The organism is Photorhabdus stackebrandtii (assembly GCF_011189495.1).
Taxonomy (GTDB): Bacteria; Pseudomonadota; Gammaproteobacteria; order Enterobacterales; family Enterobacteriaceae; genus Photorhabdus; species Photorhabdus khanii.
Window position 1 is genome coordinate 140,299 of the sequence record NZ_PUJV01000010.1, and the last position, 23,434, is coordinate 163,732.

At 43.5% G+C, this 23,434-nt stretch carries 21 protein-coding genes and 3 pseudogenes; 13 read left to right on the forward strand and 11 right to left on the reverse strand.

Features of this window, described 5'->3' with window-relative positions:
• Nucleotides 1–361 precede the first annotated feature (361 nt).
• The 5 genes from pulA to C5470_RS11115 all read left to right on the forward strand — a co-directional run bounded on the left by pulA (nucleotide 362) and on the right by C5470_RS11115 (nucleotide 11,023).
• Entirely contained in the window at nucleotides 362–3,631 is a 3,270-nt protein-coding gene (pulA, locus tag C5470_RS11095; RefSeq protein WP_166288849.1) for a pullulanase-type alpha-1,6-glucosidase, read from the forward strand.
• Nucleotides 3,632–4,024: 393 nt separating this feature from the next.
• Nucleotides 4,025–5,485: a DUF3375 domain-containing protein gene (locus tag C5470_RS11100; protein WP_152963211.1), complete on the forward strand. Its 1,461-nt coding sequence runs from the start codon at nucleotides 4,025–4,027 to the stop codon at nucleotides 5,483–5,485.
• A gap of 45 nt (nucleotides 5,486–5,530) precedes the next feature.
• Nucleotides 5,531–6,439 (forward strand): DUF4194 domain-containing protein, encoded by a 909-nt coding sequence (locus tag C5470_RS11105; protein ID WP_051477373.1) that lies wholly within the window; start codon nucleotides 5,531–5,533, stop codon nucleotides 6,437–6,439.
• Nucleotides 6,432–9,830 (forward strand): ATP-binding protein, encoded by a 3,399-nt coding sequence (locus C5470_RS11110; RefSeq protein WP_242687927.1) that lies wholly within the window; start codon nucleotides 6,432–6,434, stop codon nucleotides 9,828–9,830. The genes C5470_RS11105 and C5470_RS11110 overlap by 8 nt, the downstream gene beginning before the upstream one ends.
• Nucleotides 9,827–11,023: a DUF3322 domain-containing protein gene (locus tag C5470_RS11115; protein WP_166288855.1), complete on the forward strand. Its 1,197-nt coding sequence runs from the start codon at nucleotides 9,827–9,829 to the stop codon at nucleotides 11,021–11,023. The genes C5470_RS11110 and C5470_RS11115 overlap by 4 nt, the downstream gene beginning before the upstream one ends.
• 31 nt (nucleotides 11,024–11,054) lie before the next feature.
• Here the strand turns inward: C5470_RS11115 and cynR are convergent, their stop codons facing one another.
• From cynR to C5470_RS11130, 3 genes and pseudogenes are all read right to left on the reverse strand, one after another.
• Nucleotides 11,055–11,939, reverse strand: coding sequence for a transcriptional regulator CynR (gene cynR, locus C5470_RS11120; protein ID WP_166288858.1), 885 nt, complete (start codon nucleotides 11,937–11,939; stop codon nucleotides 11,055–11,057).
• 494 nt (nucleotides 11,940–12,433) lie between these two features.
• Nucleotides 12,434–13,129 carry a hypothetical protein gene (locus C5470_RS11125; RefSeq protein WP_166288861.1) on the reverse strand — a complete coding sequence of 232 codons (696 nt, stop codon included), beginning with the start codon at nucleotides 13,127–13,129 and terminating at the stop codon, nucleotides 12,434–12,436.
• Between the two features lie 300 nt (nucleotides 13,130–13,429).
• A pseudogene (locus C5470_RS11130) lies at nucleotides 13,430–13,717 on the reverse strand (IS4 family transposase); the annotation flags it as partial.
• 410 nt (nucleotides 13,718–14,127) lie between these two features.
• On the opposite strand from C5470_RS11130, the gene C5470_RS11135 reads away from it, so the two are divergent.
• Together C5470_RS11135 and C5470_RS11140 are read left to right on the forward strand one after the other, a co-directional pair.
• A complete protein-coding gene (locus C5470_RS11135; protein ID WP_166288864.1) occupies nucleotides 14,128–14,775 on the forward strand; it encodes a C39 family peptidase in 648 nt (215 codons plus the stop codon).
• A complete protein-coding gene (locus tag C5470_RS11140; RefSeq protein ID WP_166288867.1) occupies nucleotides 14,772–15,332 on the forward strand; it encodes a hypothetical protein in 561 nt (186 codons plus the stop codon). Before C5470_RS11135 ends, C5470_RS11140 begins: the two co-directional genes overlap by 4 nt.
• Before the next feature lie 28 nt (nucleotides 15,333–15,360).
• Here the strand turns inward: C5470_RS11140 and C5470_RS11145 are convergent, their stop codons facing one another.
• From C5470_RS11145 to C5470_RS11155, 5 genes and pseudogenes are all read right to left on the reverse strand, one after another.
• The gene (locus tag C5470_RS11145; RefSeq protein ID WP_166288870.1) at nucleotides 15,361–15,576 is read right to left on the reverse strand and encodes a hypothetical protein; all 216 of its coding nucleotides are present in this window, start codon (nucleotides 15,574–15,576) and stop codon (nucleotides 15,361–15,363) included.
• 153 nt (nucleotides 15,577–15,729) lie between these two features.
• A pseudogene (locus tag C5470_RS23640) lies at nucleotides 15,730–16,063 on the reverse strand (IS4 family transposase); the annotation flags it as partial.
• Nucleotides 16,012–16,212 carry a hypothetical protein gene (locus C5470_RS23645; RefSeq protein ID WP_422631067.1) on the reverse strand — a complete coding sequence of 67 codons (201 nt, stop codon included), beginning with the start codon at nucleotides 16,210–16,212 and terminating at the stop codon, nucleotides 16,012–16,014. The pseudogene C5470_RS23640 and the gene C5470_RS23645, both read right to left, overlap by 52 nt.
• 3 nt (nucleotides 16,213–16,215) lie before the next feature.
• Entirely contained in the window at nucleotides 16,216–16,350 is a 135-nt protein-coding gene (locus C5470_RS23650; protein ID WP_422631068.1) for an IS4/Tn5 family transposase DNA-binding protein, read from the reverse strand.
• A 210-nt stretch (nucleotides 16,351–16,560) separates the two neighbouring features.
• Nucleotides 16,561–16,779: pseudogene (locus tag C5470_RS11155) on the reverse strand (type II toxin-antitoxin system HigB family toxin); the annotation flags it as partial.
• A 215-nt stretch (nucleotides 16,780–16,994) separates the two neighbouring features.
• Between C5470_RS11155 and C5470_RS11160 the strand changes: the two are divergent.
• Both C5470_RS11160 and cynS read left to right on the forward strand, forming a co-directional pair.
• A complete protein-coding gene (locus C5470_RS11160) occupies nucleotides 16,995–17,390 on the forward strand; it encodes a carbonic anhydrase (RefSeq protein ID WP_166288876.1) in 396 nt (131 codons plus the stop codon).
• 28 nt (nucleotides 17,391–17,418) lie between these two features.
• Entirely contained in the window at nucleotides 17,419–17,889 is a 471-nt protein-coding gene (cynS, locus tag C5470_RS11165) for a cyanase (RefSeq protein WP_166288879.1), read from the forward strand.
• A gap of 81 nt (nucleotides 17,890–17,970) precedes the next feature.
• Here the strand turns inward: cynS and C5470_RS11170 are convergent, their stop codons facing one another.
• Complete coding sequence (locus tag C5470_RS11170; protein ID WP_166288882.1) at nucleotides 17,971–19,497, reverse strand: flavin-containing monooxygenase; 1,527 nt, start codon at nucleotides 19,495–19,497, stop codon at nucleotides 17,971–17,973.
• Between the two features lie 26 nt (nucleotides 19,498–19,523).
• Entirely contained in the window at nucleotides 19,524–20,399 is an 876-nt protein-coding gene (locus C5470_RS11175; RefSeq protein WP_166288885.1) for an alpha/beta fold hydrolase, read from the reverse strand.
• Between the two features lie 886 nt (nucleotides 20,400–21,285).
• Here C5470_RS11175 and C5470_RS11180 point away from each other — a divergent pair.
• The 4 genes from C5470_RS11180 (at nucleotide 21,286) to C5470_RS11195 (ending at nucleotide 23,016) form a co-directional block, all read left to right on the forward strand.
• A complete protein-coding gene (locus tag C5470_RS11180; RefSeq protein WP_036846435.1) occupies nucleotides 21,286–21,783 on the forward strand; it encodes a hypothetical protein in 498 nt (165 codons plus the stop codon).
• Entirely contained in the window at nucleotides 21,783–22,271 is a 489-nt protein-coding gene (locus tag C5470_RS11185; protein ID WP_242687931.1) for a hypothetical protein, read from the forward strand. Before C5470_RS11180 ends, C5470_RS11185 begins: the two co-directional genes overlap by 1 nt.
• 154 nt (nucleotides 22,272–22,425) lie before the next feature.
• Nucleotides 22,426–22,635 (forward strand): hypothetical protein, encoded by a 210-nt coding sequence (locus C5470_RS11190; protein ID WP_131601492.1) that lies wholly within the window; start codon nucleotides 22,426–22,428, stop codon nucleotides 22,633–22,635.
• A gap of 132 nt (nucleotides 22,636–22,767) precedes the next feature.
• Nucleotides 22,768–23,016: a hypothetical protein gene (locus C5470_RS11195; protein ID WP_166288888.1), complete on the forward strand. Its 249-nt coding sequence runs from the start codon at nucleotides 22,768–22,770 to the stop codon at nucleotides 23,014–23,016.
• A 225-nt stretch (nucleotides 23,017–23,241) separates the two neighbouring features.
• On the opposite strand, the gene C5470_RS22480 is transcribed toward C5470_RS11195, so the two are convergent.
• A partial coding sequence (locus C5470_RS22480; protein ID WP_207626960.1) for a hypothetical protein occupies nucleotides 23,242–23,434 on the reverse strand: 193 nt, incomplete at its 5' end.

The following is a 23,434-nucleotide window of genomic DNA, read 5'->3' on the forward strand; positions in this document are numbered from 1 at the left end:
GAAATTCAGGCTTGGGAAAAATATCATAGTTCATAATTTTTCATCACAATAAATGATTTTTTTAGAAACAATAAAATTTTCTAAAATATATAAAAATGGCAATCAATGTGCCGGGTGATATTTTGTGGCTATAGTAGGTGTCATGATACAAATAAACTCAAACAAACCTTATGTAATAAAATTTTATTACACCATTATCGTGCGCGATATCACGAAAAAGTATCTCCTCCTGACTCCTCCTCCCTATCAGTATCAAGATAGGGAGGATGCTGCTCTATTTGAGACATTATTTAATATTTCGGTTTCATTGAATTCACAATAATATCGTCGATCATTCTTACTATTATTAAAAGGTCTGATTATGGTAACTCACTTCGATAAAAAGGCTTACCAAGCCCTATTGAGTGGTACATTTGTTTTACTGGCAGGCTGTGATAACAATAACCCTTTACTTGATACCCTGGAAGAACCGATGGCACATTTCTCTATCAAAATACCGGGTGAAGCGGCCCGTGCTGGTGATTTACAAGCCGTGATCCATCTGGTGGACATTGCTGAATTAAGTCAAAACAACCCGACAACAAATCGTGACTACAGTACCAATAGCCTCTATTTGTGGAATGATAGCAGTTGTGATGCACTGGCTTTCCCTTCATTAAATTGGAACGATACCAGCGCAACTCCCACTGGCAGTGATAGTTATGGTCCTTACTGGGTCGTACCGTTAACTAAGAATGAAGGTTGTATCAACTTTATTGTACGTGATGGCAACAACATTAAATTGATCGACAGTGACCTGAAAATTTCTTTCTCCGATTTCAGTGACCGTACCGTCTCTGTGGTACCAGGCAGTAACCAAATCTATAGTAGTCGGGCGGCAGCCTTTGAATCTGTGTTCGGTGTTTCCCAGGCTTCGGCACATTGGGTCGACAACCAGACACTGCTGTGGTCAGGCGGAGCAGATAAGCCTTATGTCCGTTTATATCATAGCCGAAGTAAAGTGGTAGCCAATGACCAGGGAGACTTCACCGATAGCTATCTGGCATTAACACCGACTACTCTGAACCAGAAAACGGCTGATCGATTCCCGCACTTGAAGAAATTAACAGCATTCCACCTGCCAGAAGATACGGATGTCGAGACGTTACTCACCGGTGATCTGGTCGCGCTGGCGACCAATAAAGAAGGCTTGTTATTATCGGCAACTCAAGTACAAACTGCCGGAGTGCTAGATGACCGTTTTGCTGATGCAGCTGAGACGTTGGAATATGGTGCGCTGATCAGCGATGCAGGTGTGACCTTCCGCTTGTGGGCGCCTACTGCTCAGAATGTCGGAGTGGTTATCTATGATGCAAATAAACAGGTAATCGCCAACCATCCAATGAGCCGTGATCCTGCAAGTGGCTCTTGGTCATGGCAAGGTGATGAGGCGCTGGTTGGTGCTTACTACCGTTATGCTCTAACGGTATACCATCCCCGTTCCCGCAATGTGGAGCACTATGAGGTCACTGATCCCTATTCCCATAGTCTGTCTACCAATTCGGAATACAGTCAGGTCGTTAACTTGGATGATGAGGCACTGAAACCACAAAACTGGGATAGCCTGATTATGCCGCGTTCGCAAAGTACACCGGCGGACATTGCGCGCATGACCATATACGAATCTCATGTCCGTGATCTCTCCGTTGCAGATAGCACAGTACCGGAAGCCTGGCGCGGTAAATATCTGGCTCTGACTGCCAACAACAGCGATATGTTCAAGCATCTTAAAGCACTGAGCCAGGCAGGAGTCACTCATATGGAGCTGTTGCCGGTATTTGATTTGGCTTCCGTTAATGAATTCAGCGACCAAGTGGCTGACCTTAACCACCCATTTAGTCGCTTATGTCAGGTCAACACTATGGTGAGAAATAGTCGCTTTGCTGATTACTGTAATAGTTCACAAACTGTGGGTGAAGTGTTGCAGGAGTTGCAGAGCAGTGATAGCGCTAGTAATCCACAGGTACAAGAGTTGAATGCAATGATTGCAGAAACCGATTCCTACAACTGGGGCTATGATCCGTTCCATTATTCAGTACCAGAAGGCTCTTATGCCACAGATGCGGAAGGTTCGGTACGTATAAAAGAGTTTCGCGCCATGATTCAGGCCATCAAGCAGCAATTGGGAATGAATGTGGTTATGGATGTAGCGTACAACCACACCAATGCTGCGGGCCCAACAGACAGATCTTCCGTATTAGATAAGATAGTCCCTTGGTACTATCATCGTCTGAATGAAATCAGCGGTAATGTTGAATCTAATACCTGTTGTCACGATACAGCGCCAGAGCATCGCATGTTCGCTAAACTAATCGAAGACTCATTGGTTACCTGGGTTAAAGACTATAAGATCGACGCATTCCGATTTGACTTAATGGGCTTTCATCCTAAGGCACAGATATTATTGGCACTGGCAAAAGTACGCGCAATTAACCCATCGGTCTACTTCTTCGGTGAAGGTTGGAATTCCGGGCAGGGTGACCGTTTCGAAATCGCTTCACAGATTAATCTTAAAGGCACCGGGATCGGTACTTTCTCTGATCGATTGCGTGACGCAGTACAGGGTGGAGGACCGTTCGATTCCGCTGACAGCATTCGTATTAACCAGGGAGTGGGTAATGGTGCCGGAACGTTACCTAACGAACAGACTTGGTTAAATGCTAATGAGGTACGTCATTTGGCGGATCTGGTACGTTTGGGTATGGCGGGCAATTTGGCTGATTTCGTGTTGATCGATAAAGATGGGGCGGTGAAAACCGGCAGAGAAATTGACTATAAAGGAGCTATAGCGGGTTATGCCGCTGATCCAATTGAGGTGATCAATTATGTCTCCAAGCATGATAATCAAACGTTATGGGACATAATCAGCTACAAAGCTGCACGCGAGGCGGATCTGGCAACCAGGGTTCGCATGCAGGCAATATCCCTTGCTACTACATTCCTTGGGCAGGGATTGGCCTTCGCCCAACATGGCTCGGAACTACTACGTTCTAAATCTTTTACCCGTGATTCCTATAATGCCGGCGATTGGTTTAACCGTGTCAGCTACACTTACCAAGACAATAACTATGATGTTGGTATGCCAGGCTTGCGTGATGATGGTGGAAATTACGCATTGATTGAACGAGTGAAAAACGTAGTGGATAAACCAAGCCAAACTGAGTTATTGCAGATGACCGCTTTTTATCAGGAACTGCTGCGCCTGCGTCAATTTTCACCACTGATGACGCTTGGTGATGGTGCATCGGTTAAGCAACGTGTCGATTTCCGTAATATCGGGCCGAATCAGCAACTCGGATTACTGGTGATGACGATAGATGATGGTAATACCATCGATGATGACCGCGATTTGCGGTTTGACGGCTTGGTGGTGGTGATCAATGCTGCACCATGGTTTGCTACGGTGAGAGATCTTAATGTCAAGGGATTGAAGTTGAACGATATTCAAAGCGAGCTGGGCAACACCTCGCTGGCGGCTGGTATCAAAATAGCAAAAGATGGCGCGGTTACGTTGCCGGCTTGGTCGGTAGCGGTGCTGGTTTTACCACAGGATGGCGTTCGCGGTACTGGTTTGCCTGTCCGCAGGAAGTAACGCGCAGGAATTTTCCACTGTTTGCATCGGGGCGGTCTGGACAGACCGCCCATCTTTAACTTCAAAGGGGGATTCCCGCCGCTTCCCTTGCTGATGATAATTGAGACATTGTTTATCACCTTAAATTATCTGCGCTAATCGCTTTTGTTTTTCATCATCTTACTGCCTTCTTCAAAAAATGGATGGCTTTATAAGCTTAATTCTCTCTGATCACAGCGCCTAATAATTACAAGAGTTAATAACAGGCGTTGACATAATAAAAAACATGATGATATGGTTTTTATTTGATTGTGAATTATACAAAATTCTTAGTGGTGGCTTTTTGGAAAGGGTGGTGACGAGCCAGTACTCATTTAATCGCTTTTTACTCATAACCACACAGAGGGAGGCAAGTTGAACTTCCAAGGGTTACAGGCAAAGTACCGCCGTCTATTTCAGGAAAGTGCAGCCTGGAAACTGTTAAGAGCTGATAATTCCCCTTTAATTTTGGCATTTTTGGGTGAGTTATTTTCGGAGGATAGTGAAGTCCCTTTTAGTCGTGCCCGTGTGTCACTTGATGCAGAGCTGGTACGCTGTCGTGAACTTGGTCTTTGGGAAACGGAAACGGGGGCTGGCACTTATCTCAATAAATGGATTCGGGAAGGCTGGTTGCGTGAGATGGATGACACATTAACTAAAACGGATGCCAGTGAAATTGCGCTCCGTTTTAGTCAGGGACTTGATGAGCGCAGTTCAGGAACTACTGCGTCTCATCTTCGAATTGTTCAGGAAGCGGTCAGGGACTTTGCGGTGGCGATTAGCCCAAATGTCGATGAGCGTGTTACGCTTTTGGAAGATAGAAAATCTGAAATTCAGAGAGAGATTGATGCTCTAAGGGCTGGCGTTGTAACCGAACTGACCGAGGTTGAGCAGCGGGAAAGAATTCGTGAAATCTACCAGTTGGCTTCTGTTTTAACGGGTGATTTTCGCCGTGTTGAAGATGAAATTCGTCGGTTGGATCAGGAAATTCGTATTCAAATTATTGAGGGAGATTCCACCAGAGGAGATGTTCTTCTCTCTGTTTTGGAAAAAGAAGCGCTATTGGCTAAAACGGATGCCGGTAGTGCGTTTGAAAGCTTTTTTGATTTGTTATGTGATCAAAATAGAACTATGGAGTTGCGGGATCAGCTTCGAAGCATTTTAAATCGCCCGGTCGCAGAACACTTAAGTACCCCGCAACGGCAATTCTTAAGTCAGCTCATGCGAGAATTGAGCCGTGAGAGTGACCGAGTTTTTCAAATCAGACGAAGAACAGAAGAGAGCTTGCGTGCTTACATAGAGAGTGGCACTGCTCAAGAAAATCGTGCTGTTGATAGATTGCTTGGTCAATTGGAACGACTTGCTGTTGAATTGAGGAATGCTGATTGCGACTTGCAAACAACAACAGCTCTTTCATTGCCCGTTGGGGCGGCAAGTATTAGTTCTCCCGAAAGCATGCTCCTTAAATCACCCGATGAAAAGCTGGATACCTCTGGTGTTGAAGAGCGGTTTAACTCTCGAGAACCGAGTATACAGATGCTGGATTGCCTTGATACTGTTCAAATCCGATTGATCGCTGAGAGGGCATTAGAAACGTTAAAAGAGTTTGGTCCAATGACGATTGCATCTATTGCACATTATCACCCGCTTAATTCAGGGTTGGAGGAGTTAGTTGCCTATTTACGGGTTGCGAAATCTGTCGGGGCGGCATTATTGGAAGAGAAGGAATCAATTGAAATTAGTGACAAACAGGGAGTTCGCTTGCGGGCGTCTATCCCCACTTTTCTTCTGAGTGCCGACCTGTTTCCAGACAGTTTGGATGAATTGGTCCTGTAATGGTGAATAGAAAGTGGCTGTAGATATCATTGTGTGAGGGTTGGAATGCATAAAGACAAAAAGTTGAATAAAGATAATGGTACCCCCGCAACCCTCGAGAAGTCTGATTCAGATCCTCAGAAAGAACAGCAAACAGGGTTCTTCGATCAGTTGATAAAACATCATACTCAATCAGGGTATAACCCGCTTACAGGCACATCCGCTGTTGAATCTGATGTCGCTGCCAATAAAAGCTCATCCGTTGAAGTTGATGATGTGTTAGCCAGTGATCACTCTGAAAGTTCAAGTAGTAGCATGCCACCTGATGCGCGCCGGGTGCTGGTTAGCTTGCTGCGTCAGGGCGTTATATTGTCTTCGCAGAAAGCCAAGTTGTTTGAATCGCTTTGTCGATACCAATGTGCTGTACGCAAACATCTGTCAGAAGTCTATTTGAAGCTGGTTTTAGATGAGAAAGCGGGTGTCGCCTTTATAGCCGGTTTTCAAAATGAGGAAGATACCGAGTCATTGGGTATAGATGATGAAGAGGTTGTCTCTCTGATTAGCCGAAGGACGCTCTCTTTATACGATACGTTGTTGCTGTTAGTGCTGCGCAAACACTACCAGGATCGGGAAACGTCAGGTGAGCAAAGGATTATCATTGATATCGAGCGTATAGAATCCCATTTGACACCGTTTTTACCGCTGACAAACAGTACTAAATCTGACCGGAGAAAACTCAAGGGTGCTCTTGAGAAAATGGTGACGAAAAAAATATTGAGTTCAGTGCGGGGAAGTGAGGATCGCTTCGAAATTACACCGGTGATCCGCTACGTAGTCAGTGCTGAATTTCTCGAAAGTATGCTGAATGAATACCTGAAAATGGCGGATGAGAAGGGTATTGAGCTAAATAAAAATGGCAGCAACGCTGTTGATTATCAAAATGGAGAGGAGGAAACAGGAGATGAAAATGACTGATCAAACTCTTTCGGCTGATTCATTATTTCATGTTGGTCAAATCAGATTAGCCGAACTCTCAGTTTATAACTGGGGGTCATTTAACGGCTTGCATACCGCGTTGATCGATCCTATGGGAACCCTGGTCACTGGGGATAACGGCGCGGGAAAATCGACTTTTATTGATGGCCTTATGGCTTTGCTCCTTCCTGCCGGAAAGGCAACCTTTAATGTGGCTGCGGCGCAGGGTGATCGTTCTGACCGGACTTTACTTTCTTATATGCGGGGAAGTTTTGGATCTGCCCATGATGGCGCGGGTACGAGAGTCAGAAGTAAGCGTGAATCTGGAGTGGTGACTGGGCTTAGAGCTTTATATCAGGGTGATGATGGCTCAAAAATCACGCTTGCGGCGCTTTTCTGGATCACTAAGTCGACGAATGTATTGGCGGATGTGACTCGAGTTTATGTTGTCGCTAAAAGAGATCTGACACTTAAGGAAATGCTTGATGCCTTTGGGGAAGGCAATGCTCGGGCATTCAAGCAATGGCTTCGTGATGACCCGGCAATTACATGCTGTGATGATAATTTTTCTGATTATCAGGAGCTGTACCGAAAGCTTCTGTATATGGATAATAAAAATGCGCCTGCACTGTTGTCGCGGGCGTTGGGCCTGAAAAAAATTGATGATTTAACCGGGTTGATTCGTGAATTGGTACTTGAACCGAGTACAGTCAAAGATGATGCCAAAAAGGTAGTGGAAGAGTTTGCTGATCTGGTGGCGATTCATAGTCAATTAGTGGATGCAAGAGCACAACAGGTGCATTTATCTAAATTACCTGAGCTCAGCTCAATTATCGAAAAAACGACGAAAGAATTTGAGGAGCTGACGGTCGAAAGAAGTAGTCTCCCGGTCTACTTTGGGGAAATCTTCGCGCAATTGTGGAATGAGAAAATTGCCGATATTGAGGCTGAACTTGAAGCACTATCCCTAAAAATTAAGCAAGCTGAAGGGCAGAAAGTTGATGCCGATAAGCTGGTTGAACGAAGACATGAGGAATATCTTCAGTTTGGCGGGGATAAAATAGAATCGCTTCGAAAAGAAATGGGTCATACCCAAGATCAATTGAATCGTGTGGTTCGAAATTCATCGCAATATCAAACTCATGCTAATGAACTGGCTCTTCCTTCTGTATTAGAGGAGGCTGTATTTCTCAAAAATCAATCCGAAGCATCAGCCAGGCTTGCCAGTATTCAGCGTGACGAAGAAGAGTATCAGGACAGGTTTGCCACCATCAGTGCCAAATTCAGTGAGTTGCAAGCAAATATCCATGATATCTCTCAGGAAATTCGGGAAATCGAGGCAAGGCCGGATTCTAATATTGATGTGAAATATCAGCAACTGCGGGATGAACTGGTTAATTCCTTAGAATTAAGTAAAGACCAATGTGTATTTATCGGTGAGCTTATCGACGTCGAAGATCATGAAAAGAGATGGCAAGGCGCGATAGAGAGGGCGTTAGGCGGATTACGAACAACACTTGCTGTGCCACATCATTGTTATTCGATGGTAACTCGCTGGTTAAATACCCGGCATACGGGTTTGCATGTACGCGTTCAAGTTGTGAATGATGCTGTGACTAACCAGGGTCAATCGGCGGAGTTTAAGCCTGATGGTTATTTAAGGAAACTGGTATGGCGCATTCACCCTTATCGGGAGTGGCTCAAGCATCACTTGCAGAGATTTGACCTGCAATGTGTTTCGAATACGGAAGAATTGGATCAAACACCGTTTTCGATGACACAGCAGGGACTAATGCACATGGATAAAGGTCGCTTTGAGAAAAAAGATCAGCACCGGATAGATGATAGAAGACGCTGGTGTCTGGGCTTTTCAAACAAATCACGTTTAGCCATTCTTAATAACGATAAAAAAGATTTAGACTTGAAACTGGAAGAAACCGGAAAAAAGGTGAGCCAGGCCCGTCAGGATTTGAATTCTGTTTCTGATCGTAAAATACTTTGGGAGAAGATCCAAAGTTACCGTTGGGATGATATTAATGCTCCTTATTGGCATGAAAAGCTTTCTGATTTGCAAGCTGACCTTAAGGTGTTGGAACAATCAGGCGGTGATCTTGATAAGGCCAGAGAGCGTTGGGAATCAGCTAAAGAGCAATTGGCTCAAATTCAATCGGTATTAAATCAACTCAACTCTGATTCTGGTGGCGTTAAAAATACGCTGAGAAATGCACAAGAAGAATGGAATAAAGCGCGGGAAAAAGCGGCGAAGGGATTACCTGATTTAGCCAGGCAGTTACTTGCGATTCGGGTTGGCGTGCTTAATACAAACGATTTAAGCCGGATGGCTGAATTGGTGTCGAAAGTTGAAGAAGAGTTGGATCGTCTATTAGATTCTAGGCGGAACAATAAAGACAGAGCAGAAAGATCAGCCATTAGTATTATGGTTTCGTTCAGGTCTAATGATAAATGGCAAGTCTTCACAGTTGACTGGCAAAGTGATATTGGCAGCTTACCTGATTATCTTAATCATTTACGGCAACTGGAAGAAGAGGGGCTTCCCAACCTGGTAGAGCAGTTTATTGAACGTTTGAATAAGCATGCAACGCAGTCGCTGGCACGAATTAAAACTAAGCTTGAATCTGAACGAGAAGATATTATCGAGCGGATTGACATCATTAACCGGGTCCTCAAGCGTACAGAGTTTCGATCAGAGACACATTTAAAGCTGGGTTCAAAAAGAGAGAAATTCCCGCATGTTAATGAGTTTGAACAGCATCTGCGTAAGGTGCTTAGTCAGGTAACCAGTGATGACCATGAAGCACGGTTCCGTCAGTTGGCTAAGGTAGTTGAGATCCTTGGGAAAGCGAGTGCATCAGGTTCCTCAAATACACTGGAAAGTTTAAGGCTGCTTGATTCTCGTTATCAGATGTCATTTTATGCCGAAGAATTGGATATCAATACAGGTGAGATTCGTGATGTATTGGAGTCATCCAGTGGAAAGTCAGGTGGGGAGAAAGAGTCGTTTGCGGCAACTATTGTCGCGGCAAGTTTGGCCTATGTTTTAACGCCGAATGGCTATGATCGACCTGTTTACTGTACTGTTTTCCTGGACGAAGCGTTCTCGAATACGGCCGAAACAGTAAGCCGGCGTGTGCTCCGGGTATTTAGGGAACTGCATATTCACGTTAATTTGATTACGCCTTATAAAAACCTGAACTTGGCGAGAGAATCGGCCCGCTCGTTGCTCATTGCTGAAAGAGACCAGGAAAACCACGACAGCCATTTATGTGAAGTCACTTGGGAAGAAATTGACCGGAGAATGGGTGAAGAGAAGGAGAAAAAGTTAGCTGCTGAGGCTTTTGGTTTAGGTATCGAACTTGAGAAACTGATATGAAAAGAGAGCAGAATGGGGTGCGCTGGGGGTTATTACCGGCGCAGGTTAAGAACCTCATTAGGCAACGTGAGTGGGATAATCTTTCCTCACTAAAAGCCCGATTACTGGGCAGCAAAGCATTCCCTGTTCGCGTTGGTTTAAAACCACCCAGAGGCAGGTCTGCCATATCAGATATGGTTCATTTTCAGCGGTTTGTTGATGAGTGGAAATCATTTCCCTATCAAGATCTTGTGGAGTGGTCTTCTAAAAATTTCCGGGAGTTGTCTGAACAACGTATCCCAACTTTTGTTGCCATTGAATCGGTGCAACATTTGATTCAATTTTTAGGGAATGATGCCCTTTCCCGAAGTAAGGTATGGGAAAGAAATATGAAGCCATTTTTGCGGGTTGAGAAAGAGCTCTATCCTGCATTGGTTAAGTGTATAGACATTGTGGAAAAACTCTCTCTGAGAGATGCAGAATTATTGGCAAAGCTGCTTCCACAATTAAAGCAAGGCTTGGGGGAAGGACAATATTTAAGAGCATTACCCCTCATTGGTATTGATACTAAGTTTCTTGAGAACCACCAAATCCTGATCGAAGAGTTGACCGATGTGATTCACAAAGGTGCCGTTTCAGCATTTGGCGGTCTTACAGCTTGGTTGGGTTGTTTAACAAATCCCAAGGGTTGGTTAACCATCAGACCGCTTTGCCATACTGCGATGGCCGCGCTTGGTGGAATTCCGATACTTCAAATACCTGGTGAATTACTTAAACAGCACGAACTTCCAGCACCGAATATATTAGTAGTCGAAAACTTACAGTCTGGTTTGGCGTTACCCGACATGCCTGGCACAGTAGCGGTGATAGGAGGAGGGAAAAACGTTGCCTGGATGGATGCGGCATGGTTGAAAGGCAAGCGTGTAGGGTATTGGGGAGATATTGATACTTGGGGCTTGTCTATTCTCAGTGACGCCAGAGACAAGTTTATGGATATTGAATCGCTGATGATGGATGTTGAAACTGTTAAAATTCATGAAGATAGAATGGTTTCTGAACCAAATCCAGTTGAATCCAATCCTTTGTCGCTAAATGAAGATGAAGCACAGTTGTTTAATGATCTCATCTCTGGCCGGTTCCAATCTTCACGTTTAGAGCAGGAGCGTCTTTCATCTGATTACATTAGAAACAAACTTATGGATTGGTTGCCCTAACTCGGAAGCCACCAAAGGAATTATTACTTTCTTAGCGTACGTCGAAACGGTGCGTGATCAGATTGGCAAACGCCTGACTTGCAGCGCTTCGATATGCGCTGCTGCGCCACAACAGCACAGCATTGCGCTGCGGCAGCGGAGGTTGAATGAAGATGGAATATAGCCCGGCTTGTTCGTGGGCTATGACATCAGGTAACAAAGTCGCGAGCCGTCCCCGGCGGACAATCTCTACAATTGCGCTGATTGAGTTAGCCTCAATGGCAATGCGCGGTGTGATCTCCTGTTTTTGGAAGTACAAATCGATATGATTTCGCGTTGCAAAGTCTTTGCTTAATAGCGCTAATCCTTCATATTCCAGCGTCTTCGCTGTCAATGATGTTTGTTGACCGATGAATCGATGTGATTGACCAACGATCAGGCTGAGTGTTTCGATGAACAATGGCTCGCTATCAATATCGGGGGATCGCACCTCTGAAAACGCGATGCCGAGATCGAGCTGGTTCTCTACTAAAGCTACCTCGATCTGATCTTGCGTCATTTCCTTGATATTCAATGTAATTCCCGGATAGAGGGTGTTGAAACGCTCTACCCAATGGCCGATGAAGCAAGTAGTGAAGGTGGGTGTCATTGCGAGTCTGAGCAATCCACGGCTTAAATCCTGTACATCGTGAATCGCACGCTGCCCAGCATCCAGATCCTGCAATGCACGACGGGCGTAACTTGTGTATACCTCGCCAGCGTCGGTGAGCCGCACACTCCTTCCCGATCGGTCGAATAACTGCACATGCAGTGATTCCTCAAGCTGTCTGATTTGTTGCGATAGGGTCGGCTGCGAGACATGAAGTTCCTCTGCGGCGCGAGTGAAGCTCTGATGTTCGGCAATCGCCAGAAGATAACGAATGTGTCGCAGTAGCATGTCAATTAACTATTTGAAAGTAATATGGAAATAATGACAGCCCGATCTTTGAAACTATAGAAAAATTTGCTCATTCTTCACCTGTCTTATCGGCCACGATGGAGTGAAGACTATAATGGGCCTCCCGAGCATGTCAACGTCGGTTTGTCGTTAGTGCTAATAGTTGGTGGTATAACTCCGTAGCTTATCCCTGAGCAGATCACGAAACTTAGCAAGGTAGTAAGTAGATGAGTTAGAGCGCTTGCTATATAGATTTAGCGAAAACCGCCATAAACCCCGGCTAATGTGTAGTGCCGATTCAGTTGATCGGTTGACAGATCCTTAAAAGGTTTCAAAATCCGGTATCAAACTTTGATACCGGATTTAGACTGTTGAAATAATTAGGGCAGAGAGTGCGGATTTTCATCAGGGCTCATTGAAGCCGAATATATGTTTGCGACTACGTTGTCAGAAAAATTTACTCACCCACTTGAATTGAGTCGGTGTCCATATAGTCATTTACGTGCCTCATGTATTGTTGGTTGTTTTGTTGGTTGTTTAGTAAAGCAGGTTTGCGCCCAGCGAGCTTTTGGATCTCCATAGTAATATAACGGGAATGTCTCGTAATTCTCCAAAGATCTCGTATTGTCCCACGGGTTACACACTTCCCAAACTGGATGTAACGGTGGTTGTGACTCCTTCATATTGAATCCGGCCGATATTACCACTGCGTGACCCCCAGTATCACCCAAGGCGGGAATTTTCTTTGAGAAAAAAACGGCAACGACAAATGGCCGACTATTAAACAGTTCTTCTGTACAAAGACTTGCATCAGCTTTTCCTTCTATTGCTTTCTCAAGAGCTCCTATTGCTCCTAAGGACTTGTCTGGCATTCCCTCCTTATTGCAATTATCACCACCTGGAAAATGGTTGTAGGGAGCTACACAAGATCCAGGGTTAAGCTGTCGGACTTCAGAATAAATCGGCTCTTGTAGGTAATGATACGGTCTCCGCACATAATAACTGCCTACACTCGCAGCCACAGCGATCCAGCACCAAAACGTTTGCTCCTGCCTCTGCACGTACCCTTTACGCCAGAAATCCGTGACATAGGGTTGTTTGTCGGCTTCTATGCTACGTTTGGAGGCAGAAAGCGCCACTCTCTTTAAAGAGAGGCATCTCGGTAAATTGCCATTTTGAATATCAGTCATGTTGTCCTCACTTGTTGAAAATGCGACTCCAGTTTTAGAATTTCAGATCACCAATCACATTGGATTTTAAGCTCGTAAATTATAAAAAACATATATAAAAAAACAGCCACAATTAACATATTATGCCGTCATCATACACTGAACCTTAAGCATTAAGTCTCTCGAAAATACCCTCCAACCCATTATTTTTATTGGATTTTCCTTGGGGCAACTTCAACGCATTTTTGGCGAGATATTTCAGGGCCCAATCCAGAGGGTGTTCTATTTCCGACCCGGCATGATGAATAATCGCGCCCAAGTTACCAGTGTCTTCATAAAATCGGCGAAGGCGCTTTTACGCAACTGATTATGGAAGGGTTTATAGGCGACAGTGTGTTTTTCACTCAGACACATGCCGTTAAATTGCCGGTGCAGGTCAGCGATGGAGGTGCAGTTTCCTTTGCTCAGTGCGGCAATCAGACTGAGAACCAGAAACAGCGGCCCAATATTTCTGAGCCGTTCCATAAAGCCACCTCGGCGGGCGGTTTTTTCAAGAAAAACGTCACTGAAGAATGGCATTAACTGAAGTTTTGTGGGGATAATTGTCATCGGCTTTATTCTCTGATCTCGGTATTTTGTTTGGCGACAATTATCAGATCATAAATAAAGCCTTTTTTCTATCTAAAATAACCGGTTGGCGCTAAAGATCCTGTTTATGATGCCGTCATAGTTAATTTGAACATCAGATTAATAGCTATTTTTTGTATAAATATGTCTCTTCACAACCCCATGTTTATACAAAACAAATAACAACTAATCCGAGAGCCAAATTAACTACGCTACCACAATATGTTAATATAACGTCTTTTTTTATATGTGATCTTTATAATTTACGAACATAAAATCCAATGTGATTGGTGATCTGAAATTCTAAAACTGGAGTCGCATTTTCAACAAGTGAGGACAACATGACTGATATTCAAAATGGCAATTTACCAAGATGCCTCTCTTTAAAGAGAGTGGCGCTTTCTGCCTCCAAACGTAGCATAGAAGCTGACAAACAACCCTATGTCACGGATTTCTGGCGTAAAGGGTACGCGCAGAGGCAGGAGCAAACGTTTTGGTGCTGGATCGCTGTGGCTGCGAGTGTAGGCAGTTATTATGCGCGGAGACCGTATCGTTACCTACAAGAGCCGATTTATTCTGGTGCCCGACAGCTTAACCCTGGATCTTGTGTAGCTCCCTACAACCATTTTCCAGGTGGTGATAATTGCAATAAGGAGGGAATGCCAAACACGTCCTTGGAGGTGATAGGGGCGCTTAAGGAAGAAATAAAAGGAAAAGCTGATTTTAACCGTTGTGCACAAGAACTGGCTAATAATAGTCCATTTGTCGTTGCCGTTATTTTCTCAAAGAAAATTCCCGCCTTGGGTGATACTGGGGGTCACGCAGTAGTGATATCAGGCGGATTCGATCTGGTGCCACAATCATCGACAAATCCATATCCAGTTTGGGAGGTTTGCAATCCGTGGGACAATACGAAAACGCTCGAGAATGCCCATATATTCCCGTTATATTACTATGGAGATTCAGAAGCTGACTGGAGGCAAACCTGCTTTACTAAACAACCAACAAAACAACCAACAATACATGAGGCACGTAAATGACTATTTCCTTTGTGAACGATCCAAGCGGAGCGGACAGTGTTATCGTTTCTTTTTTGCAAGGTATTATAGACGGAGGCTCGCTTAGCGAAGCTGACAAAAACAATAAAATAAATACCAACGATGTCTCATCGTCGAACCCGATTAAAATGTACTATGTCGATCGCAATGAATTTGAAAAAACGAAATCTTTGACCAAAGCTGCCCATGCTACAGGTTGGAGGTATCTATTGTTGTCAGGCAGCTCTGCCGTGTCCGACCTCCATTTGAACATGCACGATGCAAATCTCATCGTCTCTTCGATGACTCTTGATGGCCCGATACCCGTCTCGACAGTGGAGGCGCTCCTTGCAGCGGAAATGGATAGTAGGGTTCAACAGCAAAGCTATGAAGTGCGGCAACTTAATTTACCTTGGTGTCATTTCGTGGCTCTATGGTTGCACAATCCAATTCACGACATTATCATTCCGCTTAAGCCAACATTAATCCGGGATATCGCGATCCACAAATTGTATGAGGTGGAAGAGATCTCAAACAAAATTATAGCGCAAATAAGTTGACTCTAAGATGCTAAACTAATATGCCCAGTTAAAAAAATGGGCATCTTTTAGTTTTTGGGCGGCGGGAAATAGGGGCAACCTTGATGTTGAACTCATTGGCTAATGGTTTCTGCATAAAATCACCCAAATAATGTACTTCATGAGCTTGAAGTAGCTCACTTTGCAAAAAACGTGATTTGACATCAATACAGTAGTAATTCTGCCAAGTGTACAGAGCCTTAATTCTGCGCGTAGACAGCTCCATAAAAGACTCCTTTCTTTACATTTTTACATGGCATTCAACCTTATAAAATTAGCCAAGATATTTTTGACACTAGCATAAAAGCAAAACCCCCACAGGGAGCTGTCTCTTGCATCACATTTACAGGTCAAAAGACTGAGCTAGCAGGTAACCCTCCTAGATGGTTTGTAACATGAACCATCCTTCCCATAACCTTATCCCTGCCCACTCGGCCTCTCCGTTTGGAATCATACCAGCCTGCCAGCTTACCTAAGCTAATATAGGCCTAATAAAGGCTGGGGGTTTTAGAGGGTTGACTCTTCTCTTGCCTAGACTACAGAAGTTTCCAGGCCAGAGGACTTCGAACCTCTTCACGACTTTGCTTTTCTGCGGCTTCTCTGTTAAGTCCGAGGTAACGAAGTTGGTGTAGACGTACCGCGATGAAAGCCAATATCACTCTTATCCGCTCCAGATTCTCTTTACTTTGCATCCGTAAGTCTTTAACCGTTGTTCAATAAGCCCAACCACCTGCTGTTCATTGGGGGCAAACAGCAAGACAGAGTGGGCATGCAGTCCACGGGAATATTTGCTGGATGTGGTATGTCCCAACTCATCAACCATAGAAGCATGGGAAAAAAGCAGCGAAGTGGTGTCTTTCAAAGATTACACGAGAGATTGTCCTGTGTGGTTAGCCAGCGAACAGGCAATCTGAACCAGACGTTTCGAACGGCGCGTATCGCCTAATTCAGCATGTTGAAAGAGCTCTTTTGCCCATTGCTCGGTGTTGGCTGAAAACATCCTAAGTTACCTCAATCACTGTTTTTTGTTGAGATCAGCAAGACAAGCAAAAGTTCAAAAAAATCCCTCGAATAGACCAAGAGATTTGTGTAGGAAAGACCGGGTATTACCCCGCAGCTTATTCCTGTTTACCAAGTAGTGATAGGCCGCTTGCTTGGCAACCCGGTGGTAAGGTTTGAACAGAATGAAGACGATAAAAAAGCCGCATCATTTATTAACGAAATTTATATAGGCAATCATTCGTAAGTTTTGCCCGCCTATGTCTATCACCCACCACTTATTTCTGTACTTGAAATTATCAAGACTAGGGAACTGGTTTCGTAATTCCGCAGGGTTGTCAAAATCTTTTTCTTTTAACTGCTTATACGTTGCAATAATCGCATCCGCATCATTTGGGAAATTGCGTGCAACTTTCTCAAATGGTTCCAAAACCGACTAATAATAGTAGGTAGCAAAGTTTATATGCCAGTTCCTGAAATAAAAAGATGTGACTACTGGATTATTAACAAATGTGTCGCCGCAGAACGACAATCAACTATTGGGAAATACTATAGAGATGATAGTAATCCGATCTTTGACGCTATAGATAAATTCGTTCATTCTTCATCCATCAGCTTTCTTATCCATCACGATGGAGTGAAGACATGCAAGATATTATCGAAGGCTTTTTGCAATTCCAGCGCGAGATATTTCCGAAGCGTTGCAAGCTTTTCAAGCGACTTGCTACCAGCCAAAATCCGCGTATTTTGTTTGTCGCGTGCTCCGACAGCCATGTGGTTCCAGAGCTTCTAACCCAACGTGAGCCTGCTCGAATTGACTCGATGGCGCGCGAAAACGTCATCGCTCAAATTGCCAATATCAAAACCCATCCGTCCGTGGCGTTCGCGCTGGAACAAGGACACCTGAATCTACACGGCTGGATTTACGACATAGAGGCTGGTTCGATCGATGCACTAGACGGCTTGCTTGGCCAATTTGTTTCGCTTGCTGATTATCCGCATGTTTCTGCAACACAATCCATGTTTCACCACGGCATTTGAATAGCCCATTAATCCAAAGGAAATCGTTATGACACAATCTCAATATTCCCAAACTCCCCGCCAGATCCTTACCGATGCTATCATCGACGCCAAAACACGCAAGAATTTGACGTTTGAAGATATTGCACAAGGAACTGGCTTGAGTCTTGCATTCGTTACCGCTGCACTGCTCGGCCAGCATCCATTGCCTGCCGATGCTGCGAAGATTGTGGTTGACCGGCTTGAACTTGATGAGAATGCTTTCATTTTGCTGCAAACTATCCCTGTGCGCGGCAGCATCCCTGGAGGTGTACCGACTGATCCGACTATTTATCGATTCTACGAAATGGTGCAAGTTTACGGTTCAACGTTAAAGGCGCTGGTCCATGAGAAGTTTGGTGATGGCATTATCAGTGCGATTGACTTCAAGCTTGATATCAAGAAGGTTGATGACCCTAATGGCGGTTCCCGTGCCGTGATTACGCTTGACGGGAAGTATTTGCCGACTAAACCATTCTAAAGTGATTGTTGGTATCGGCAAGGGGGACAAGCTCTTTCCCTTGCCGTCTCAAAGAATGAATATCCAATCGCTGCTGAGAGCTTATGGGTTAGTGATTTCGGTCGTCGTATGAGACATATAAGGAGCAGGATCAAATTTGCTATTGTGTTGCCTGAATGTGTGAGCAAAATCAGGCCATATCAGTGTTAAACGCTTGTTTCGGGAATCACGGTACCAGCTTGTACAATTATCTCCAACCCATACTGTGCCATTAATTTGCTCTTGTAATTCGGTTACATAACGATGTTGAGCTTCGGGAGAAACTTCAAGTACGTAGTTGTTATTTTTCCTGCTGTATTCAATAGCACCGAGAATGTATTCTATTTGAGACTCAATCATATAAATTATTGAGTTATGAGTAAGCGTTGCATTCGGTCCGTTGATAATAAATAGGTTTGGAAAACCTGTCACTGTGGTTGATGCAAATGCTTCCATACCTTGGGCCCAGTGATCAGCAAGGCTGAGGCCATCACGGCCATGAACCAGGCGGGAATAAGGTGGTTGGGTGGTTTGAAAGCCAGTACAGAAGATTAGCACATCAAGTGGATAACTGTTGCCGGCCACTGAAATTGCATTTTGCCCATTTATACGCTGCAAGGCTGATGTTTCGAGTTTAACGTTATCTCGTAGAAACGTAGGATAATAATTGCTTGCAATCACAAACCTTTTACAACCCGCTTCATAGTTGGGAGTGAGTTTTGCACGTAATTCTGGATCGGGGATTTGCCGTTTAAGATGATCTGAGGCTATGCGTTTGAATTCTGCCAGATATTGAGGAATGGAACGACGGGCTGGGTACAGAGATTCAAAATGCCAGAATATATCTGAACGAACAGCGGGAATAGACTCTGGATCGCGTCGGAAACGCTGTTTTTCACTATCTGAATAACTTCGGTCAGGACGTGGAATAATGTAGGATGGGCTTCGCTGGAAAACAACAAGTTCAGAGACACTTTGAGCTACTTCAGGCACTATCTGAGTTGCTGAAGCACCCGATCCGATGATACCGACTCGCTTACCTTGAAGAGAGACATCATTTTTCCAGCGGGCTGAATGAAAAACTTCCCCAGTAAAGCTGCTCAAACCTTCGATCTGTGGAAGATTTGCATCTGTTAAATGCCCGGTGCCTGTTATCAAGAACCGCCCACTGAAAACACCTGCGGCGGTGATAATTATCCAGCGCTCTTTTTGGTTATCCCAATAGGCTTTTTCAACGTTGGCGCCAAAGTGGATGTGAGGCAATAGCCCTTCATCCCGAGCGGTATCCTGAAGATAGGTGAATATTTCATTCCCTGGTGAAAAAACATGAGACCAGTCAGGATTGGGGCGAAATGAGTAAGAATAAAGGTGTGAGGGGACGTCACAGGCTATACCGGGATAAGTGTTATCGCGCCAGGTGCCTCCTACATCATCGGCACGTTCAAGGATGAGAAAATTGTGCTGAGATCGGCGCTTAAGCTGGGCTCCCATACCAAGGCCGGCAAAACCTGCGCCGATGATGATAATTTCCGCATCTGTGACCTGTGATATATCTGCTTCTGGATTATGGTCTGGTGTACTTTTATTCATAATAGTTCTCCAAAGCGTAAAAGGGATTATAGCTGGTCTGCGGGAATAATGGTCCCGGCAGGGTAAAGTGAAGGTGCCGTGCAGAACTGGTCAATAACCAGCATTAACTGGGCAGGGCGTTCATAAATGACAGCATGTCCGGCTTCTATCTCTGTATAGCGTGCATCCAGGATTGCGCCGAAAAGTGCTTTGCTATGGTAGGTAGGTATTATTTTATCGTGTGTACAGCCAATAATCAGCGTTGTAGCTTTTATTGCTGGTGCAATCTGAGTGATATCAACCCGGGCATCAAGGTCTAGTTGCAATATATCGAATTCCCCCGGATTGATATTTTCAAATCCGGTTGCAGGCGGGTCTGGAACCATATTCACATGACCGGGGACACCAGAAGCACAATACATGACGAATTCGGTAAGAACAGGTGAGTTGGTTTCACATAAATGACGCCAGACAGCAACAAGCCTTTCTATCTGTAAATCTGTTTTCATCCATCCTGCGAGCATAACTAAATTACGAACCAGATCCGGACGTTTAGCGGCAACAGAAGCAGCAACGACTGCGCCCAGAGAATAACCTATCAGAGTGACAGATTCCCCTGGTGCAGCTGTTTCAATAACGGCTTCGACCTGTTTTTCAAGATGTTCAAGAGTAAGGGGCTCACCCGCTTTCACTGGTTGAGAAAAATCCAGTGATATAACGGCGTGTTTTGTGGCAAGTAGTGGAAATAGATGGCAGAAATGCAGCGTTGTATTTCCGCTGGTACCATGCACCAACACCACGGTATTACTCTTGGCATTATCCTTAGTTAGGCCCGGAGGTTTAGCTGTGAAGAACCTGACATCCTTTCCATCTACCTTTACAGTACTTTCATTAACATTAAATTCTTGATCGGATTTATTCATGGCAGTTATATCTCTCCCTATAGATATGGGGCAGTAGAATCTAAATATTGAGCTTTATTGATTATCATGATTGTCATTATTCTGTCTTGATAGCAATAAGTTCATTAAATAATTATCTTGTTGTTTCTTAAATAAAGTCATAACTAAGTATCAGGTTATTGTCAAATCCATAAAGTTGAAACTGTGCCTATACTTGAATATTTTTATTATAAAATTAAACGCTCGGAATTATTTATTATACTTTAGTGATAAAAAATCAAATCGCAAGTTATTAACTATGATGAAATAATTATGACGCTAAGAGTATTCGGGAGTTGAGAACGCAGAAATGAACGCTGTTATTTCTTGTGGAAATAAATGGGATCACATTTTTTATCATTTGAAAACCAGTTCTTTGAATGTGGCAGTTAAATTGACAAGATAGAATATGCGTGCCGTTGTTTGCCAACTCAAGTTCAGTGTTTATTCCTGCTGTTTATCTCTGTAGATCAATATGATAATAACGCAAGGGCTCTGTCAGGTTGGCCGGATAAAGTATCAAAATATTAAGCCTATATATTGGACTGTTTTCTTAATTTCTTCTTTTACATTGACAGGTTTTCATCCTCATACCATAGTAATTACATCATATATAGTTTGTTTTCTTTGACCTGTTGATTTCTTGTATTCTCAAATAATTTATTTGATCTATTATTCGGACTTTATTCAGTAATAGTTCATATAATTAAGCAAAACCAGTGATTGAAATAAATTAGAGGTAAATTATGAAGGAAATGCAATTTCCTCTGTTTTGGAGAAAGACAATTTGGATTCAGCTTTAAAAAGCTCTATCAGACCATTTTCCGCGGTATTTTGTGATGCTTAACGGACGTTAAGGAGATGAAAAATGTCTAATCAAACTGTGAATGAACAACATCGGCAATATGCGGTGGCAGAAGGTGAAAAACGTGCTATACGCACGATTAAACTGTTTATTTCTCTGGGTTTTATCGCAGAGGCTGGATTTCTTTTAATGAGTTTTATTTTATTTCCCGACAATGGTCCGCTGGTATGGCGTCTGGTATGGGCTCTTGGTTTATGCGGTATCGGCATGGGGGCCGCCGTTGGGGGATTGACCTATCTGCTCTCAGCTCGTTTTATGCCTGGAAGTGCCGGAGCTTATATCATGACCGCAGTAAGTAGCGCTCTGTTTTTCAGTGTTTGCCAGACACTTTGCTGGGGGCTGGATCACAACGTGGGGCTGAATTATTGGGGCTCAATAGAAATGCCGTTGTTGTTCCTTATTAAAGGATACACTGCTGCACTCATTGCTGGCATTTTGGGTAGTTTTCTTCTTAATTCGATAAAAGGTGCAAGATTCCTTGACTGTCTAAAGGTGTTTTAGTGAATAAAGAATCGAGTTTACCCAACAGTTTCGCTATTTCCGTATTTCTGGCTGTGCTGGCTGCATGTCTGAATTTGATATTGTGGCGTGCCGATATTCTGGAAATGGCGCACAACACTGCGCTGAAGGGGTTAATTATTGTTTGGTATATATTGGGCTGGGGTTTTGCTCCAGGTTGCCTGACTGCTCTCACCATCAATTCAATCAGAACAAGATTATCTCAGATGGTGGGGGCGGTGGTCGCCATGCTGATAAGTTTTCTGCTGGTCACGGGGATTTGCGGTCTGGTTTATGCTTACCTGACAAACCCCGCTTTCATGCAGATTGCTATGGGTGGTGAGGTTCAATCATCATTCCCCGGTAAGCCAGGGAACTATTCTTGGTTTTATTGCGCAGCTACTACCCAGTTTATGTGCGATCGTTATCTCGATAGTAAATGTTTTTTCGGTGAAAATGGTTCAAGTTATGAGCCAGCTTCCAAGGCGTAGCTAGTTGACGGTTCTTCTCCCATCTTGTCATGGTGCTCAGATCCCCGACATAAAGCGAAAGGCACTAGGCTCCGGTTTTGTGAATACAAGATTGGGGCTTCTTTTTTTATACGTGTTGATATGTAATGCATTTATTAATTCTGGATGTAAATAAATGTGGGCAATGAGATTAATGCGGGAAAAATTATTCAATATTTCATGTGGTATATGTATGTATTTAAATGGTTTTTCAAATACAAGAATAAGGAATATTGGAAAGTTAGAAAAATATGAGTTGGCTCACAATAATAAAATTTTTATTTTAACAGCTAATTTACATGGAGGAATATGTTTGCTTATATTTAGTTTCCCTATCGGGAAATGATTTAATGTTAACCTAAATTTTGAAAGGAGTAATTATTGATTACCAACCTCTGGCTAGCTAATATGTTTTTTTTACAAACTAAGGATAGGTGTAAATATATGTTTATGCCTATCCTAATCTGGGTGATAACCGATGAAAAAGTACATTAGTATAGGTGTAAATGAACTTGATACTTATCTTGATTACGCTATTTTAATCATCATAGCGATATATAGTCTGCATTCTACGCCATCTGAAATGGGAATATTAGGTGCTTGCTTTGCTATTCCATTTTTGGTGGCAAGTGGATTATTCGGCAAGCTGTTTGACAACGGAAATATATTAAAATGGAGGATGCTATTGTTCTTTATTAACGGCATTGTCATGCTTTTTTATCTGTAGCTGATCCAATTATATTTCTTTATGTTATTACATTAATCAAGACAACCTGTCGGTGTGGTCTTGGAATATCAAATACAAAATTGAATGTAGATGATAATGAATCCCAAAGATTTTATGAAATTTATGGATATATTATTAACTTTAGCAGGATAGTCATTCCCTTATTTGTTGTTTATTTAAATACGTACTATGGATTATGATTTGTCTTGTCATTATCAATAATATTTAACTTGGTCGGCATGCTGACATCATACTTTGATAATACTTTTCGGCCTGATGCAAATAGAGGTATATACCTGTGCTCATTGAAACTGCTTGATTTTCGCCCAAATGAGGTTCAGGGTATCCGTCATGAAAATATTCATTACCGATGAACAAAAAGCCGAACTTGAACACCTCCATCACACCTGCCGTGATA